The organism is Alteromonas sp. HB246098, assembly GCF_054890645.1.
On sequence record NZ_JBTZUG010000002.1, the window covers coordinates 77,765 to 92,665 of the forward strand.

13 protein-coding genes are annotated in these 14,901 nt (G+C 44.3%); 9 read left to right on the forward strand and 4 right to left on the reverse strand.

Features of this window, described 5'->3' with window-relative positions:
• Positions 1 to 5 precede the first annotated feature (5 nt).
• Positions 6 to 1,427: a dihydrolipoyl dehydrogenase gene (gene lpdA, locus ACYTPF_RS06255; protein ID WP_136782031.1), complete on the forward strand. Its 1,422-nt coding sequence runs from the start codon at positions 6 to 8 to the stop codon at positions 1,425 to 1,427.
• 123 nt (positions 1,428 to 1,550) lie between these two features.
• Entirely contained in the window at positions 1,551 to 1,988 is a 438-nt protein-coding gene (locus ACYTPF_RS06260) for a hypothetical protein (RefSeq protein WP_232091220.1), read from the forward strand.
• Between the two features lie 7 nt (positions 1,989 to 1,995).
• On the opposite strand, the gene ACYTPF_RS06265 is transcribed toward ACYTPF_RS06260, so the two are convergent.
• A complete protein-coding gene (locus ACYTPF_RS06265) occupies positions 1,996 to 3,066 on the reverse strand; it encodes a LysR family transcriptional regulator (protein WP_461851579.1) in 1,071 nt (356 codons plus the stop codon).
• 151 nt (positions 3,067 to 3,217) lie between these two features.
• Between ACYTPF_RS06265 and ACYTPF_RS06270 the strand changes: the two genes are divergently transcribed.
• The 7 genes from ACYTPF_RS06270 to ACYTPF_RS06300 all read left to right on the forward strand — a co-directional run bounded on the left by ACYTPF_RS06270 (position 3,218) and on the right by ACYTPF_RS06300 (position 11,714).
• Positions 3,218 to 4,495: an efflux RND transporter periplasmic adaptor subunit gene (locus ACYTPF_RS06270; RefSeq protein ID WP_461851580.1), complete on the forward strand. Its 1,278-nt coding sequence runs from the start codon at positions 3,218 to 3,220 to the stop codon at positions 4,493 to 4,495.
• Positions 4,495 to 7,617 (forward strand): efflux RND transporter permease subunit, encoded by a 3,123-nt coding sequence (locus ACYTPF_RS06275; RefSeq protein ID WP_461851581.1) that lies wholly within the window; start codon positions 4,495 to 4,497, stop codon positions 7,615 to 7,617. The genes ACYTPF_RS06270 and ACYTPF_RS06275 overlap by 1 nt, the downstream gene beginning before the upstream one ends.
• Before the next feature lie 175 nt (positions 7,618 to 7,792).
• Positions 7,793 to 8,503, forward strand: a complete 711-nt coding sequence (locus tag ACYTPF_RS06280; protein WP_461851582.1) for an SIMPL domain-containing protein — start codon at positions 7,793 to 7,795, stop codon at positions 8,501 to 8,503.
• Positions 8,504 to 8,679: 176 nt separating this feature from the next.
• Complete coding sequence (locus ACYTPF_RS06285; protein WP_179984235.1) at positions 8,680 to 8,970, forward strand: DUF1289 domain-containing protein; 291 nt, start codon at positions 8,680 to 8,682, stop codon at positions 8,968 to 8,970.
• Between the two features lie 20 nt (positions 8,971 to 8,990).
• Positions 8,991 to 9,815, forward strand: a complete 825-nt coding sequence (locus ACYTPF_RS06290; RefSeq protein ID WP_461851583.1) for an HDOD domain-containing protein — start codon at positions 8,991 to 8,993, stop codon at positions 9,813 to 9,815.
• A gap of 134 nt (positions 9,816 to 9,949) precedes the next feature.
• Positions 9,950 to 10,753: a DUF481 domain-containing protein gene (locus ACYTPF_RS06295; RefSeq protein WP_461851584.1), complete on the forward strand. Its 804-nt coding sequence runs from the start codon at positions 9,950 to 9,952 to the stop codon at positions 10,751 to 10,753.
• Positions 10,754 to 10,967: 214 nt separating this feature from the next.
• Positions 10,968 to 11,714 (forward strand): DUF481 domain-containing protein, encoded by a 747-nt coding sequence (locus ACYTPF_RS06300; protein ID WP_461851585.1) that lies wholly within the window; start codon positions 10,968 to 10,970, stop codon positions 11,712 to 11,714.
• 209 nt (positions 11,715 to 11,923) lie between these two features.
• On the opposite strand, the gene serA is transcribed toward ACYTPF_RS06300, so the two are convergent.
• From serA to ACYTPF_RS06315, 3 genes are all read right to left on the reverse strand, one after another.
• On the reverse strand, positions 11,924 to 13,153 hold the full coding sequence (gene serA, locus ACYTPF_RS06305; protein ID WP_269916858.1) for a phosphoglycerate dehydrogenase: 1,230 nt from the start codon (positions 13,151 to 13,153) through the stop codon (positions 11,924 to 11,926).
• A gap of 334 nt (positions 13,154 to 13,487) precedes the next feature.
• Positions 13,488 to 14,144, reverse strand: coding sequence for a ribose-5-phosphate isomerase RpiA (gene rpiA / locus ACYTPF_RS06310; protein ID WP_461851586.1), 657 nt, complete (start codon positions 14,142 to 14,144; stop codon positions 13,488 to 13,490).
• Positions 14,145 to 14,233: 89 nt separating this feature from the next.
• On the reverse strand, positions 14,234 to 14,878 hold the full coding sequence (locus tag ACYTPF_RS06315; protein WP_461851587.1) for a 5-formyltetrahydrofolate cyclo-ligase: 645 nt from the start codon (positions 14,876 to 14,878) through the stop codon (positions 14,234 to 14,236).
• Positions 14,879 to 14,901: the final 23 nt, after the last annotated feature.

Here is a 14,901-nt window from a genome sequence, read left to right on the forward strand (position 1 = left end):
TCACAATGAGCGAAATTAAAACGCAATTGGTGGTACTGGGCGGCGGCCCTGGCGGTTATTCAGCAGCATTCCGTGCGGCTGACTTAGGTATTGAAACAGTTATCGTAGACTCACGCGACACGCTTGGTGGTGTTTGTCTTAACGTTGGCTGTATCCCTTCAAAAGCCCTTCTTCACGTTGCAAAAGTGATGAAAGAAGCGAAACACCTAGCTAGCCACGGTGTATCTTTCGGCGAGCCTACCATCGATTTAGACAAAATCCGTGAATACAAAGATGGCGTTGTTAAGCAGTTAACAAACGGCCTTAGCGGTATGTCTAAAATGCGTAAAACCAAGCATGTACAAGGCTTCGGCAAATTTACAGGCGCAAACACCCTAGAAGTAAAAAATGGTGACGACGTTACTACTATTACTTTTGAAAAAGCGATTATCGCTGCGGGTTCTGAGCCAGTAAGCCTACCGTTCATCCCAGAAGATGACCGTGTAATCGACTCAACTGGCGCGCTGGAAATGAAAGACATTCCAGAGAAAATGCTAGTTCTAGGCGGTGGTATCATCGGTCTAGAAATGGGTACTGTGTACGAAGCACTTGGCTCGAACATTGATGTAGTTGAATTCTTAGATCAGCTAATTCCAGCAGCTGACAAAGACATCATGAAAGTATTCATGAAAGACTACAAAGACAAGTTTAACATTATGCTTGAAACCAAAGTGACTGCGGTTGAAGCAAAAGACGATGGCTTGTACGTAACATTTGAAGGTAAGAACGCACCTGCTGAACCAGTGCGCTACGACAAAGTACTTGTTGCTGTTGGTCGTAAGCCAAATGGCAAGCTAGTTGGCGCTGAAGCTGCTGGCGTAAACGTTGACGAGCGTGGCTTCATCAACGTTGATAAGCAAATGCGTACTAATGTTGACCACATCTTTGCAATCGGCGACCTTGTAGGTCAGCCAATGCTTGCGCACAAAGCGGTTCACGAAGGTCACGTTGCAGCAGAAGTTATTGCTGGACAGAAGCACTACTTCGACCCACGTGCTATTCCTTCAGTAGCGTACACTGAGCCAGAAGTAGCTTGGGTTGGTCTAACTGAAAAAGAAGCGAAAGAGCAGGGCGTAAGCTACGAAACAGCAACGTTCCCATGGGCTGCTTCAGGTCGTGCAATTGCATCTGATGCAACTAACGGTATGACCAAGATGATCTTCGAAAAAGAAACGGGCCGTGTTATCGGTGGCGCAATGGTTGGTACAAACGCGGGCGAAATGCTTGGTGAAATTGGCCTAGCTATTGAAATGGGTGCTGATGCTGAAGATGTAGCATTGACTATCCACGCTCACCCAACGCTTAATGAGTCTATTGGTCTTGCGTCTGAAATCTTCGAAGGAAGCATTACTGACCTGCCAAACCCTAAAGCGAAGAAAAAGAAGTAAATTAGCTTCTTTTGAAAATACTTTAAAAACCCGCTTTTAAGCGGGTTTTTTTGTACTACACTTTTATTTCAATGCCCAATCCGAAAATATAAGTAAGGCGCAGGAAAAAAGAAGTGGTGGTAGATGTCAGCAAAGATTAAAGACCCAATTAAAGTACAATCGAAGTTTGGGGAATACAGCGTTGAACTTAAAGGAAACATTATTCGCCTAGATGGAAAGGGTGTGGTAACAAAAGCGCTTTTTCAACACTATCACGAAGATGTCAAAAAACTCGCCTTACCTCTAGGTGGACAGCCTTGGGGATTTCTGATTTTCGTACAAGGTGTGGGTATTTTAACGCCCGATGCCGAACAAGCTTTAATTGAATCTGTGCGCCTTAGAAAGCAATACGGTATGCAAGCTTGTGCTTTTGTTACTAGCGATGCTGACATACCTGCTTTGGTTAAAAGCCAGTTTGAACGCGTATATGCAGCGGCCAACTTAGCATGCTATTTCAGTGACTCTGAAAATGATGCGCTTGCATGGTTAGCCGCGCTTGGTTGCTCGTTAGATAATGAGTAACAACAACTTAAGCAGTTTCTTTCCCTGCTATGATTTTTGCTGCTTCATCGTTGCTCGGTGTTTTTAAGTGTGCGGGCTTAAATTCCTCACAGTCCATATTTCGCTGATCCATAAAGCGTTTAACGGTGTCGGCGCAGTACGCTTTACGGCAGCATTGAGAGAGCAGCATTTCATGGCGCTGCACACGCTCGCGAATGAACTTCACAACCAGCCCCCTAAGCCACTGCAAACCAGCGTCCTGGTCTTGGCGTTTATGCCACATGATAGATAGAGGAGAGCTAATGATTTCTACAGGTGTTTCAAATACCGCTAACTCTCCAGAGAAGATTTCCTTTTCCATGACCAATGAAGGCGCAACACAAATAAGGTTACTTTCTTTTAATAGCGGTGTGGCGTTATAAAATTGGTTTACGGACATGGCTACACGGCGCTTAAGGCCTAAATTTGCCAGCACTTGATCTGTGGGACCCGTCACATCGCCTGTAACAGAAACCAGAAGGTGATCGGCCGCTACAAAGTCTTCTAACGTTAGTTGAGATTTGGCTAAAGGATGGTCGGGACGCATTACCACCACCCAGCTTGGGTCTAGGACATGTTCAGCACGAATAACTGAGCCAGGCTCTTGGTATTTAGAGAAAGTCAGTTCGGCTTCGGCATCTTTAAGTATTTTGTCCGTTTCCATATCGTAATTAGGAATGGCATGGATATTAATACCAGGCGCCTCGTTCTCAATAACTTTGCGCAGCGGGCCCCACACCATAGACACAATGCTGTCAGTAGCTGCAATACGAAAAGTACGTTTAGCTGTTGCAGGGTCGAAGTCAGTCGGGTTCACGGCCACTTCAAGCTCGCCTAGAGGGCCTTGTATTTGACTCCAAAGATTTTTGGCGAAAGATGTAGGCTGAATACCACGCCCATCTTTAACAAACAATTCATCGTTCCAAGCGGTGCGCATCCGAGATAGCGCATTAGAGACCGCCGGTTGCGTCATTGATAACCTGTCAGCCGCTCGGGTAATGGCACCCTCAGTCATGATGGCATCAAAAATCATCAATAAATTTAAATCATGTGGACGCATCGTTCTCTCCGCTGTCTTCTCTCTAAGCTCGAATTCAAATATATAACATCATGTGATGTGTTGCATATAAAAATATAATTATTTTTATTCTTTTCGCATATGCATAATGCGCGGCATCAAACTTTAGTTTAATTTTTTAGAGAATCTTGCAATGAATACTTTTACCCGTTTATTGGCAATAGTCAGCCTAACTGCGCTAGTCGCTGCATGCGGTGGTGACGAGCAGGATCCAAGTCAATCAATGAGCGCTAACGCAAATGCAGGTGTTCCTGTTGATGTGGCTACTGTGGTGACACAACGTTTAACCGAGTGGGATAATTTCACAGGCCGTTTAGAATCGCCGCACATTGTTGCACTTCGACCTCGCGTATCGGGCTATATCGACTTTGTCGCGTTTGATGAAGGTGAATACGTTGAGCAAGGGCAAACCTTATTTTTAATCGATAACCGTTCTTTTAAAGCTGAAGTAAATCGCCTAACCGCTCAGCTTGAAGAAGCGAAGAGCCGCGTGAAACTGGCCGAGCAAAACTACAACCGCGCATTTAAGTTGCGCGAAACCCAAGCGGTATCTGAAGAAGTGCTAGACGCCCGATTGGCCGAAAAAAATCAAGCGCTAGCAAGCTTAAACCAAACCCAAGCTGCGCTTGAAGTCGCGCGCTTAAATCGTGGTTTTGCCCGAGTTGAAGCGCCAATCTCTGGGCGTGTATCCCGGGCCAATATTACAGAGGGTAACTTTGTTACTGCAGGACAAACAGAGCTAACCCGTATTGTATCCACTGACCGTTTGTATGCGTATTTCGATATAGATGAGCAGACCTATCTTAATTACGTCAACAGCGATAAAACTGTGTCAACGGCGGTAAGCGACCAGCCAGTAGCGATGCGCCTTGCTAATGAGTCTGAGTACAACCATTGGGGGCAAATCGATTTTATCGACAATCAAGTTAACGGCAACACAGGGACATTGCGAGTTCGCGCGGTTTTTAATAATGAAGAGGGGCGCTTAATCCCTGGTTTGTTTGCACATCTAAAGTTGGCAGGTGATACCGAAGAACAAGGCATTCTAATTAAAGAAAAAGCCATTGGCACAGACCTTAATAATAAATTTGTATTAGTGGTTAACGACAAAAATAAAGTGGAATACCGTGCAGTGAAGCTCGGTGACAAAGTTGGCAGCATGCGCATTATCACAAGCGGCCTACATGCTAACGACACTATTGTAGTTGATGGCCTACAGCGTGTGCGCCCTGGTGCACAAGTTGCAGCAAATAAAGTTCCCATGGGTGATGAAGATGCGCTTGCAAACTTATCCAACTGGCAGTCACGTGTTGATAACGCTACTCAAGTAACCCAAAACATGGCGCAGTATGAAGATGTTTTATCTGGTGGTTCATTTACCTCAGGTACAGCAACGGCAGGTCTTAAGTAATGAATATCTCGCAGTTTTTCATTAGCCGCCCGATTTTTGCGGGCGTGCTTTCCCTACTTATTTTCATCGGCGGTGCCATCGCTGTTTGGCAACTGCCCATCACTGAATACCCTGAAGTGGTGCCGCCTACTGTTGTGGTAACCGCGAATTACCCTGGCGCTAACCCTGAAGTTATTGCTGAGACAGTCGCTACGCCGTTAGAACAAGAAATTAACGGTGTTGAAGATATGCTGTATATGTCTTCTCAAGCTACCAGCGACGGCCGCATGACCTTAACAGTTACGTTTGCGATTGGCACCGACCCAGATGAAGCAACGACGCTGGTACAAAATCGTGTGAATCGCGCTACGCCACGCTTACCTCAAGAAGTGCAGCGCTTAGGCGTGGTTACCGAAAAATCATCACCAGATTTAACCATGGTGGTGCATTTAACGTCGCCCGATAATCGTTATGACATGCTGTATCTTTCAAACTATGCCGACCAGTTTGTAAAAGATGAACTAGCTCGAATAAATGGAGTAGGGCAGGTACGCCTGTTCGGTGCTGGCGAGTTCAGCATGCGAGTATGGCTAGATCCTAACAAGCTTGCAGCGCTTCAATTAAACCCTGGTGATGTAGCAGCGGCTATTGCCGATCAGAACCAGCAGGCTGCGGCAGGTAGTCTTGGTGCGCAGCCAACAGGCACCAGTGAATTTCAGCTACTTATAAATGTACGTGGTCGTTTAAAAGACGAAGCGGAATTTGAAAATATCATCGTTAAGTCAGGCGAAAATGGCGAGATTACCCGACTTAAAGACGTGGCTCGCGTCGAGCTTGGGGCAAATAATTACGCCTTAAGATCGCTGCTAAATAACAACCCAGCTGCAGCAATTCCAATATTCCAAGCGCCAGGTTCAAACGCCATACAAATATCAGACGACGTGCGTTCGCGCATGGCAGAGCTTTCGAAGGTGTTTCCCGATGGCTTAGAGTACGACATTGTTTACGACCCTACTGTGTTTGTAAGAGGCTCGATTGAAGCCGTGGTAAACACGCTTTTAGAAGCGGTATTACTTGTTGTTCTTGTAGTTGTACTGTTTCTTCAAACTTGGCGAGCATCCATCATACCATTAGTGGCAGTACCTATTTCACTGGTAGGAACATTCGCCTTTATGCAGTTGATGGGCTTTTCTCTTAATGCGCTGTCTTTATTTGGCTTAGTGTTAGCGATTGGTATTGTTGTAGACGATGCCATCGTTGTAGTGGAAAACGTAGAGCGAAATATTGCCGAAGGTAAATCGCCATTTGACGCTACTGTTCAGGCTATGAAAGAAGTGACAGGGCCAATCATTGCGACAACCTTGGTGCTAGCTGCTGTATTTATCCCTACTGCTTTCATGAGCGGTTTAACGGGGCAGTTCTATAAACAGTTTGCACTTACTATCACTATTTCAACGGTAATATCTGCAATTAACTCGTTAACACTGAGTCCTGCTTTATCTGCTCTGCTATTGAAGCCTCACGGTAAAGCAAACGATTGGCTTACGCGCGGTATGGATAAAGTATTCGGTCGCTTTGTTTTTGCGCCTTTCAACCGTGTTTTTGAGCGCGGGTCAAAGCAGTACACGGGCGCAGTAGGCGGGTTAATTCGTAAAAGCGGCATTGTACTTGTGTTATATGCAGGCCTTATTGCGCTCACTTATAACCAGTTTGCCACTACACCTACGGGCTATGTTCCAGGTCAAGATAAGCAATATTTGGTGGCTTTCGCGCAACTTCCTAATGCAGCGAGTTTAGACAGAACGGAAGAAGTGATTCGAGAAATGTCTCGCATTGCGATGGAACACCCAGGCGTGTCAGATGCCGTAGCGTTTCCTGGCTTAAATATTAACGGTTTTACTAATAGTCCAAGTTCTGGAATTTTATTTACGCCGCTTAAGCCTTTTAGTGAAAGACAGTCACCCGAGTTATCTGCAGGCGCCATCGCTGCAAAACTTAATCAGCAGTTTGGCTCGATTAAAGGAGCCTATGTCGCTATTTTCCCGCCGCCTCCAGTGATGGGGCTAGGCACTATAGGTGGCTTCCGTTTGCAAGTGGAAGACAGAGGAAATTTAGGTTTTGAAGAGCTAGAGCGTGTAACCCAAGAAGTGATTGGTAAAGCATGGGCCCACCCAGCGCTAACAGGTTCATTCACAAGCTTCACTGTAGCAGTGCCACAACTTGATGTAGACGTAGATCGTGAAAAAGCAGTGAGCCAAGGGGTAAACATCGATACCTTGTTTACCACGATGCAAGCTTACTTAGGTTCGCTTTATGTAAATGATTTCAACTTGTTTGGTCGTACATACCAAGTGAATGTGCAGGCTGATGCTCAATATCGTCAAGAGATAGGGGACATAACCCAGTTTAAAATCAGAAATAGCCAAGGTGAAATGATACCGCTAGGTTCATTCCTAGACGTTCAACATAGCGCCGGTCCAGACCGAGTGATGCACTACAATGGCTACGTTACCGCCGAAATTAATGGTGCTCCAGCGCCTGGCTATTCGTCAGACCAAGCGAAAGCGGCCATTGAAGAGATTTTGGCTGAAACCCTGCCCCTAGGTATGACCTACGAGTGGACAGAGTTGACCTACCAGCAAATATTAGCCGGTAATGCATCAGCTTTCGTTTTCCCACTGGTTGTGCTTCTCGTGTTCTTAGTACTAGCTGCACAGTATGAAAGTCTTCGTTTACCACTGGCAATTATATTGATTGTTCCTATGACCTTATTGAGCGCCCTTATTGGTGTTCAGATTTACGGTGGAGACAACAATATCTTTACCCAAATTGGTCTAATTGTATTGGTCGGTCTTGCTACAAAGAACGCCATTCTTATTGTCGAGTTTGCTAAAGAGCTGCAGGACAGCGGGATGGATGCGCTTTCGGCAATTAAAGAAGCAAGCCGCTTACGTTTACGTCCAATTTTGATGACATCAATTGCCTTTATCATGGGGGTATTGCCTATGGTTATCTCTACCGGAGCGGGTGCAGAAATGCGTCAAGCCATGGGCGTTGCGGTATTCTCTGGAATGATAGGCGTCACTTTCTTCGGCTTAATTCTTACTCCCGTATTTTACTATTTGCTAAAACGTAAAGGTTAACTCTCCCGTCTACCCAAGCGTTGCCCTCTTAAGGGGCTCTTTAGGCCACTCATTAGAGTGGCCTTTTTTTGCCACCTTTGGTCAGCATTTATCTCGTTTTGTAAAACCGAAAAGCTTATATTCGCTTATACCATAAGGGTTAGGTGAAAGCACAGTAGACAGAACGGAGCGTTAAATGAAAATAGGTGCGGCGTTAGTAATGGCGTTGGGTATGGTGGTAGCAGTGTCCTTACTTGGTATTCAGGTGTCTTCTGCCATGAACAATATGCAAACGTGGGATAGGGTGGTCACGGTGAAAGGGTTATCAGAGCGAGAGTACATCGCTGATCAAGTCATTTGGCCTATCCAGTTTGTCGATGCAGGCAACGACCTACCTCAACTATATGACCATATCGAGAAAAACAGCCTTCAAGTGGCTAGCTTTTTAGAAGAGAAAGGTATTCCAGCTGAGAGCATTACTATTGGAAAGCCCGAAATAAATGACAAGCTAGCACAGCAGTATGGAAGTGGTGAAAAAGCGCCATTTCGCTATAGCGCAATTCAAACTGTAACTGTCTTTTCCAATGAGGTTGAAAAGGTGCGGGAGCTTATGCAGCAGATTGGAGAGCTTATTAAAACCGGAATTGTCCTATCTGAACAAAGCTATCGCGCTCAACCCGATTATGTGTTTACTCGTTTAAATGAAGTTAAGCCTGGAATGATAGAAGAGGCTACGCTTAATGCACGAGAGGTGGCGGAAAAGTTTGCCAAAGATTCAAAAAGTACATTGGGTAAAATTAAACGGGCCAACCAAGGGCAGTTCAGTATTTCTAGTCGCGACAGTCACCATCCACACATAAAGAAAGTGAGGGTGGTTTCAACCATTGAATATACGCTTGTAGATTGATATTCATGCTATGCTAAGACTGCCATGTAGCCACGGCGAGTTCGCGCATTTGTGCACTTTATGTATTATATTACTGCTAATGTCTAGTGGCTAGATTTGCGGGTATACGTTTTAATTTAAAGAAGCGCTGACTACTTCAGCGCTTAACGCTTATTAATTAAGGTGGCACGCCTGAGATGAAGGACCCTAAAGCGCAGTCCCAACAGCTTGAATTCTTCGAAATTCCAAGCCCATGTATTGGCGTCTGCGAGTCTGGTCCAAGAGGGTTTTGTAAAGGCTGTTACAGAAGTCGAGATGAACGCCTCTATTGGCTTAAAGTTGATGATGCGACAAAACGAAAAATAATCAGTGCGTGTGTAAGACGTAAAAAAGCAGTAATGGCGAAGTTACGCAAAGTGCAAGAGCTTAAAAGTGAAGAGTCAACTGAACAGTTTTCTCTTTTCAATGAGCCGCCAGAAAAAAGTTAAAAAAGTTAGAGAATTTTTTGATGCCGTTAGATAAGTATGTTTCGTATGCCGCGAAATCGTTTACGTTACCCGATATATGCGTTCGCTTGCGTTCAACCCTAGATGATCCTCGTTCTAGTATCGAAGATATTGCTGTGTTAGTTAGTGCGGATCCTTCTCTGACTGCAAAAGTTTTACGGCTAGCCAACAGTTCACTTTTTCGTTTTCCCTCTCAAATCGCGTCTTTGACAAAAGCGATTAACGTAATAGGTGGCGAAGCGCTTTATAATTTAGTCATTGCTGAAACGGCAACCACTGCTTTTAAGCACTTCGATACATTGTTAATTGATTTAGACAAGCACTGGCATGCTTCTGTTTATTGCGGCATGGTGGCAAAGAGCTTAGCAATGCGATTTAATATTCGTGGCGCTGAACGGTTTTTTGTAATGGGAATCCTTCAGAATCTAAGTGAGCTCATTATCGCTAAGAAAGAACCTAAGCGTTATGACGATTACCGTCAGGCTCAAAAAAGCGAGTTGCCACATATCGAACAGTTAGCCCACTTCGGTTTTACGTTTGCACATTGTAGCGGTATCATATTGGAAAAGTGGCACTTGCCTATTGGTTTGTACTATCCGATATCATTTATGAACGAAGAAGCTAAGTACGCTTCTGATGTTGATATTTGTGTCCTTGCTCTTGCTAGTCGTATAACGCTTAGTCAACTTGATAAAGAAAGTTATGCTGACATTGAACTTTTTACGCCTGAGATAGCCAATACAGTAAGTCTCGATATGGAAGTGATAAGTAATTCAATTGAATATGCTGAACAAGAAACAGCAAAAATTGTCTCGCTTATTCACTAAGCTTTCAGTGCCTCAATGCTGTTACAGCGCTGATATACTGTAAAACACAGTAAAGCTTTCCCAGAGGATTGGTATTATAAGCGTCTCATTTAGACGTAATCTAATAACTAAAAAGCTCAACGTAAAATCAGATTATGTTCACAAAAATCTTCCGGCCACATGTAGTTGTAGGTGCTATTTGCATCGGTATGTGTTTCTCAGCACATGCAAGAGATCTTATTGAGACCCTTTATCACGCCGATTTTACTCCTGACGCCGATGACGAAATTCCCCGTTTTACATTAGATGGAGAACTAGGTGTTCTTCTCAATACAGGTAATACGTCTGCTGCAAGTGTGAAAGCGGCAGTGAACGCCGACCATGAAACCGAAAACTGGAGCAGTGTTTATTTTGCTGAGCTGCTCTACAAAGAAAGCGGTACGCCTACCACAGAGCGCGACGTAAGCGCACAGCGCTTTTTTTCCAGCGCGCAATTCGACTATAAATTACTTACCCCTGGACGCCGTCTTTTTATGTACGGCGATTATGAAGATGATAAATTCACAGGGTATGAGCACCGAGCTTCATTAGCTGCGGGTTGGTCTCAGCGGGTTTGGCGAAACGAAGACAGTGAGTTTCGTTATAGTGTAGGGCCTGGTTATACCTTTATCGAAGCAGAAGAAGACAGTGATACTATTGTCAATGATGGGGTAATAGTACGCGCATCTGCCGAGTACAAATACCACTGGAGCTCAGGTGCCAAACTTCGTCAATTCGTGAGCGCTGAAGCCGGCGAAGAAAATACTAAGTCCCGCTCAGAAACCTCGCTTTCAGCTAACGTATTCGGCTCTTTAGCGATGAAGCTATCTTTCATATTAAGCCATGAAACCGACACCCCTGAAGATGTTGCAGCGTTAAGCACAGAGACATCTGTAGCATTGGTCTATCAGTTTTTTTAGTCAATTAGTGTAAATTTAGGGCTTAATATCGGCTTTTTACCGCGGGTGGATTGACTGAGAGCGTTGAAAATGTACACTGCGCACCATTGTTTGTAGCGTCAGCTTATTTTGTAACGCTATTTAGCAGACCTCTTTTAAAACTCGTGTTGTACCGCCTTGCAGTACTTAAGGTGTCGTGTACAACTAATGGACCGATAATCAATAGGATTGTTCAATGAAAAAGCAAGTGCTTGCATCTTTAATTGCAATTTCTCTTTCTCCTGCCGTATTCGCTCAAGGTAAAGAAGTAAAACCTTTCACAATGGAAGGGGAGCTTGGCTTCATATCTACATCAGGTAACACTGAGACGACTTCAATCAGCGCGGGTATTACTGCACACCAAGAGCTAGAAAATTGGAGCAATGACTACGCCCTTGAAGGTCTATACAAAAAAGAAACTACAGAAGATGATAATGGCGAAGACGTTGAGTATACATCTGCACAAAAATTCTTTGGCTCGGCGCAGGGTAACTATAAGCTAGAAAACCCTGATAACCGTCTATTTGCCTTCGCATCTTATGAAGACGACCGCTTTAGCAACTTTAACTATCAAGCAACGGTAGCAGCGGGTTGGAACCAAAAAGTGCTAGAGAATGATCGCCACACTCTAGAATATTCAATTGGTCCTGGTTACTCGTTCATTGAAACACAAGAAGATGAAAATCTTGATAGCATGATTGTTCGTGCATCGTCAGCGTATTCTTGGAAAATTTCTGACACTGCTAAATTCACGCAAACCGTGAGTACTGAAGTGGGTTCTGACAACACGAAGTCACGTGCTGAATCTGCTCTTACTGCTACCATTAGCGGAAATCTTTCTATGCGTCTTTCTTTCAAACTTGACCACAACACTAACGTTGATGAAGATGTAGAAAAACTTGATACAGAAACTGCTGTAAGCCTAGTTTACAACTTCTTCTAAACTTTGCTGAAGCGCCTTGACTGCTCAACTGTACGTTGAGGCGGTTTAATGCTTTACGTAGGTAATTCTTTTCTGCGCCATAGTAGTGTTGGAACAGGCACGGAATAAAAGGGTTACTGAGTGAAACAAAAATACAGATACAAAAAACGCTGCATTGTTGCAGCGTTTTTTTAACTAAATATCAAGCAAGCGTTTGATTAAACGTTTGTTTAATGAAGGATTCTGGTCTTAATAGTGCCGTCAATTTGCTGAAGTTCCGCTAGTGCTTCATAGCCGCGATCTTCTTTAACATCCACTACCACATAACCAATTTCAGAGTTAGTTTGTAGATACTGAGCTTCAATGTTGATGTCTTTTTCCGCAAAAGCTTTGTTGATTTGCGTAAGAATACCTGGCTGGTTTTTGTGTACGTGAAGCAAACGCGAACGACCAGTGTGTTCAGGCAGTGATACTTCAGGGAAGTTAACTGCCGACAACGTAGAGCCGTTATCGCTGTATTTTGCTAACTTACCCGCTACTTCAATACCAATGTTTTCTTGCGCTTCCTGTGTGCTTCCGCCTACGTGAGGAGTAAGAATAACGTTGTCGAACGCGCGAAGCGGCGATTCAAACTCTTCAGTATTAGACTTAGGCTCTACTGGGAATACATCAATTGCTGCGCCGTTAAGATGGCCACTTTCCAGCGCCTTAGCCAGTGCGTCAATATCAACCACAGTACCGCGAGATGCGTTAATAAGAATGCTGCCTTTTTTCATTTGAGACAGTTCTTTTTCGCCAATCATATCTTGGGTTTGCGGCGTTTCGGGAACGTGTAGTGATACCACATCAGAGGTATTAAGTAGCTTTTCAAGCGACTTCACCTGAGCTGAGTTACCCAGCACTAGCTTGTCTTCGATATCGAAAAATTGAACGCGCATACCAAGGTGCTCAGCTAGAATACTAAGCTGTGTACCTATGTGGCCATAGCCGATAATACCTAAGGTTTTTCCGCGAGCTTCGTACGAACCTACTGCGGTCTTCTCCCATTCACCGCGGTGAGCTTTGGCGTTTTTGCTAGGCACTTGACGAAGCAAAAGAATAATTTGCCCAAGAACAAGTTCTGCAACCGAGCGAGTATTAGAAAAAGGCGCGTTAAAAACGGGAATACCACGGCGCTGCGTAGCTTCAAGGTTTACCTGGTTGGTACCAATGCAGAAACAACCAATAGCAACAAGCTTTTGTGCCGCATCAACTACTTTCTCGGTAATCTGTGTACGTGAACGAATACCAACAAAGTGGGCGTCTTTAATCTTCTCAATTAACTCATCTTCAGGAAGAGAGGTTTTGAGAAATTCAATGTTGCTATACCCATTGCTTTGTAGTGTTTCCAAAGCACTTTGGTGAACACCTTCCAACAACAAAATTCGGATTTTATCCTTCTCTAATGAAACTTTGCTCATGAACTCGCTATCTCTCGCTGATTTAATTGGGGTTGCTGGCAGTGCCAACTATAGGCTCTCATAAATTTTAAGTAGCTAACATCTAAAGATGCACTACCTTATTTGCAACAGAGCCTTGGTTTAGCGCCTGCTATCTAGCGTTTTAGTTACGCTAATTGCTTTAATAATAAAGGTTCATAACCTTAAGCAACATAAACATCTAGCTGCAAAATAGTATTAATTGAGACATCTAGACGTCTAAACGGAAATTAACAGAAAACACGCTAAGTTAAAAGCAGTATTTTGCCTAGCTTTTCAACAAAACACTGGAATGTGGGCGGTTAAGCCGCCCGTATCACTTAAAGGTTTCAACACCACTGTCGGTTGCACTTAACACTACATCTGCGCCACGTAGCGCAAAAATACCGTTAGTTACTACGCCCGGAATATTATTGATTTTTTGCTCTAACTCACGTGGGTTTAGTATTTCAAGATTGTGGACATCTAAAATAACGTTACCGTTATCTGTCACAACGCCTTGTCTGTACTCGGGGTCGCCACCCAGCTTTACCAGTTCGCGAGCAACAAAAGAGCGAGCCATAGGAATAACTTCTACAGGAAGTGGGAAGTCACCTAAAACAGGCACGCGCTTACTTTCATCTACAATACAAACGAACGTGGTAGCGGCACCCGCGACAATCTTCTCGCGGGTCAGAGCTGCGCCGCCGCCTTTAATCATATGTTTGTGTTCAGTGACTTCGTCGGCACCGTCAATGTAAACTGAAAGGTTGCTAACTTCATTTAACTCGAAGACTTCGATGCCCAAGGCTTTCAAACGCTCGGTAGATGCCTCTGAACTTGAAACCGCGCCTTCAATTTTGTGCTTAATTTTGCCCAGTTCTTCTATGAAAAAATTAACAGTAGAGCCCGTACCCACACCGACAATACTGTCTGCTTCAACATAGTCGATGGCTGCTTTGGCTACGGCTTGCTTTTTTTCGTTCTGATCCATGGTTACTCTCCAACTTATTATGTTTGCAAGTGTAACTTATAAGTGAACATGAACCCATAAGTTCATAGGTTCAATTTGATATAGTGAAATTACGGTTTAGTGAATATAAGTGTGCGAGAAGGAGTCACTATAGCATCGAGCGGTACATCCCACGGCGCAGTGGGCAGGGCATCAACTTCTTGCACATCGTGAGCGATACCTACCAATTTTGGAGTATGCTGTTTCAAGGCTGATTGAGTATTTAACTTGCGTTGTGTAAAGCTTAAGGTGCGGTCGTAATAGCCGCCACCCATACCCAAGCGGTTTCCGTTTGTATCAAACCCCACTAGCGGCATAAGGATAACATCGCATTGTGTAACAGGTATGACGGCTTCACAGGACAATACAGGCTCTTCTATGTTGTATTTGTTATTAATTAACAAAGAATCGGGGGTATAAGATAAAAAAAGCAAGTGCCCTTTGCATACAGGGTGTAGCACAGGCAATGCGAATTTTTTGTGCAAGTGCTGCCAAGTTGATTCAATGTAGTATTTTAAGTTTACTTCGCCATCGTTAACCAAGTACCCGGCTACAGTAGTTGCGCTCATAACAAAGGGGAGGGTGTTTAGCTGGGCCGCGATGCACTGTGCAGCGTCTTCACGCTGTTCGTCAGGTAAACTACGGCGCGCTTCGCGAAGCTTTTTGCGAAGTTGGGCTCTAGCTTTCTGTTTTTCTGGTGAAACGCTTACTTGCATATTGGGCTACCTTGCATGGCGTG

Excerpts from the sequence above, each read along its gene's own strand:
- rpiA (WP_461851586.1), bottom strand. The coding sequence starts at position 14,144 with ATGGATCAGAACGAAAAAAAGCAAGCCGTAGCCAAAGCAGCCATCGAC.
- lpdA (WP_136782031.1), top strand. The coding sequence starts at position 6 with ATGAGCGAAATTAAAACGCAATTGGTGGTACTGGGCGGCGGCCCTGGC.
- serA (WP_269916858.1), bottom strand. The coding sequence starts at position 13,153 with ATGAGCAAAGTTTCATTAGAGAAGGATAAAATCCGAATTTTGTTGTTG.
- ACYTPF_RS06270 (WP_461851580.1), top strand. The coding sequence starts at position 3,218 with ATGAATACTTTTACCCGTTTATTGGCAATAGTCAGCCTAACTGCGCTA.
- ACYTPF_RS06285 (WP_179984235.1), top strand. The coding sequence starts at position 8,680 with ATGAAGGACCCTAAAGCGCAGTCCCAACAGCTTGAATTCTTCGAAATT.
- ACYTPF_RS06280 (WP_461851582.1), top strand. The coding sequence starts at position 7,793 with ATGAAAATAGGTGCGGCGTTAGTAATGGCGTTGGGTATGGTGGTAGCA.
- ACYTPF_RS06265 (WP_461851579.1), bottom strand. The coding sequence starts at position 3,066 with ATGCGTCCACATGATTTAAATTTATTGATGATTTTTGATGCCATCATG.
- ACYTPF_RS06275 (WP_461851581.1), top strand. The coding sequence starts at position 4,495 with ATGAATATCTCGCAGTTTTTCATTAGCCGCCCGATTTTTGCGGGCGTG.
- ACYTPF_RS06260 (WP_232091220.1), top strand. The coding sequence starts at position 1,551 with ATGTCAGCAAAGATTAAAGACCCAATTAAAGTACAATCGAAGTTTGGG.
- ACYTPF_RS06300 (WP_461851585.1), top strand. The coding sequence starts at position 10,968 with ATGAAAAAGCAAGTGCTTGCATCTTTAATTGCAATTTCTCTTTCTCCT.
- ACYTPF_RS06290 (WP_461851583.1), top strand. The coding sequence starts at position 8,991 with ATGCCGTTAGATAAGTATGTTTCGTATGCCGCGAAATCGTTTACGTTA.
- ACYTPF_RS06315 (WP_461851587.1), bottom strand. The coding sequence starts at position 14,878 with ATGCAAGTAAGCGTTTCACCAGAAAAACAGAAAGCTAGAGCCCAACTT.
- ACYTPF_RS06295 (WP_461851584.1), top strand. The coding sequence starts at position 9,950 with ATGTTCACAAAAATCTTCCGGCCACATGTAGTTGTAGGTGCTATTTGC.